Below are 2,086 nucleotides of genomic sequence, written 5' to 3'. Positions count from 1 at the left end.
AGCGCGCCGGTGTTGCCTCGCAGGATGCGCTCGAGACCGTCACGCAGTTCGGTGCCGGGCGCAACCCGGGCGAGGACGCCGCGCAGCGCCTCGTCGTGTTCGGTCGTGGCCATGGTGCCAGCAGTCTATGTGGTTGGTGTTACAGGTGTGCCCCGATTTCCGCCCTCGATCGGGCGCAGGGCCGCCCGGCGCGGACCGCCGCCGCGGCGTGACAGTGCCTCGATCGACGCCATCGCGTCGTTGATGGTCGCGACGGGGACGGTCTGCACGCCTTCGACGGGCCCCGGCGGCAGCGCTTCGCCGGCATGGGCCTTCGGCACCAGCACGGTGGTGAAGCCGAGCCGACCGGCCTCGGCGAGACGGCGGGCGAGATTGGGTACGCGCCGCACATCGCCGGACAGCGACACCTCGCCGATCGCGCAAATGGTCGGTGGAATCGGCAGCTCACGCACGGCCGAGACGAGGGCCAGCGCGATGCCGAGGTCGCACGCAGGTTCGTTGGCGATGATGCCGCCGACCGTGGCGACGTAGACGTCGGCCTCGCCCATGGGCAGCCGGGTGTGCCGGGCGAGGACGGCGAGCAGCATCGCCACCCGGGCCGAGTCGAGGTTGCTGACCGCGCGCCGTGGCGAGGCGCCGTAGTTCACCTTGTTGGTGAGCGCCTGGATCTCGGTGGCCAGGGCGCGCCGTCCTTCGACGGCGATGGTGACGCAGGCGCCGTCGACTGCGGAGGTGCGGTCGGACAGGAACAGTCCGGACGGGTCGGTGAGCCCGACCATGCCGTCCTCGCGCATCTCGAAACAACCGACCTCGTCGGCAGGGCCGTGCCGGTTCTTCGTGGCGCGCACCAGCCGCAGGGACGAGTGCCGGTCGCCCTCGAAGTGCAGCACGACATCGACGAGGTGCTCGAGCACGCGCGGCCCGGCGATCGCGCCGTCCTTGGTCACGTGCCCCACCAGCACCGTCGCGATGCCGCGTTCCTTGGCGACCGCGATCAGTGCGGCGGCCACCGCACGGATCTGCGGCACACCACCGGCCGTGCCGTCGACCGCATCGGTCGAGATGGTCTGCACCGAGTCGACGACCAGCAGACCGGGAGTGACGTCGTCGAGGTGCGTGAGCAGCGCGCCGAGGTCGTTCTCGGCGGCGAGGAACAGGTTGGGGTCGACCGCGCCGATGCGCTCGGCACGCAGCCGCACCTGCGCCGTCGACTCTTCCCCGGTCACGATGAGTGCTCGACTGCCGCCCGCGGCGTAACGATGCGCGACGTCGAGCAGCAGCGTCGACTTGCCCACGCCGGGCTCACCGGCGAGCAGCACCACCGAGCCGGGCACGAGCCCGCCACCGAGCACGCGGTCGAGTTCGGCGACGCCGGTGGGACGGGCGCGGGCCTCGTCCGGCGACAGCTCACCGATCGGCCGGGCGGCCCGGGTGACCGGCGACGCGGCCACCGCCCGTCGGGTCGTCGCACCGACCTCGGTGACCGATCCCCACGCTTGGCACTCGGGGCAGCGGCCCACCCAGCGGAGCGAATCGGCACCGCACTCGGTGCAGCGATAAGCGGGCTTGGCCGCGCGGGCCGGTTTCGTCATGCCCGACACCGTAGGTGCCGGCTACGACAAGTCTGTGCAGCTACGCCGCGGGAGTTGAGGAGACCTCGGGGACGGTCTGCCCGCTCGGCGCCGTGCCGATCTGCACCGGCACCCGCAGCGTCGCCTGACCCGCGTTGGCGAAGGTGAAGGTGACCTGCACCGAGTTGCCGGGGAACAGCGGACCGTCGCCCTTGTATCCGCGCAGCACGAGCGTCTCGGGTGAGCCGGCACCGTCGGGGGTCAGGTTCTCGAGCCCGAAGCTGACAGCCGACCCGGCGGGGATGGTCTGCGGCCTGCCGTTGCTCGTGCCCGACGCCGGCGACTGGCTCGGTGCGCCACTCGGGCCGGCGAGCAGGGACGGTGTGGACACGACTTCCCAGCCGCCCGGGAACGACGGACTGGACACCTTCACGAGTTTGTCGGCGGTCTCGCCGTTGTTGGCGAAGTAGGCCGTCATCGGCACCGACGCACCAACGGCATAGGACGGTCCGGTC

General features: G+C 71.7%; 1 protein-coding gene and 2 pseudogenes. All 3 read right to left on the bottom strand.

The features are described from left to right. Positions 1 to 113 (bottom strand): annotated as a pseudogene (locus ACTHMS_RS16620) (DNA integrity scanning diadenylate cyclase DisA); the annotation flags it as partial. 12 nt (positions 114 to 125) lie between these two features. Then, the gene (gene radA, locus ACTHMS_RS16615; RefSeq protein ID WP_440307776.1) at positions 126 to 1,592 is read right to left on the bottom strand and encodes a DNA repair protein RadA; all 1,467 of its coding nucleotides are present in this window, start codon (positions 1,590 to 1,592) and stop codon (positions 126 to 128) included. Positions 1,593 to 1,632: 40 nt separating this feature from the next. Continuing rightward, positions 1,633 to 2,086: pseudogene (locus tag ACTHMS_RS16610) on the bottom strand (hypothetical protein); the annotation flags it as partial.

The organism is Jatrophihabitans sp. (assembly GCF_051960575.1).
Taxonomy (GTDB): Bacteria; Actinomycetota; Actinomycetes; order Mycobacteriales; family Jatrophihabitantaceae; genus JBQCEE01.
The sequence above is the reverse complement of the archived record's forward strand: the minus strand, read 5'-3'. Positions and strand labels throughout refer to the sequence as shown.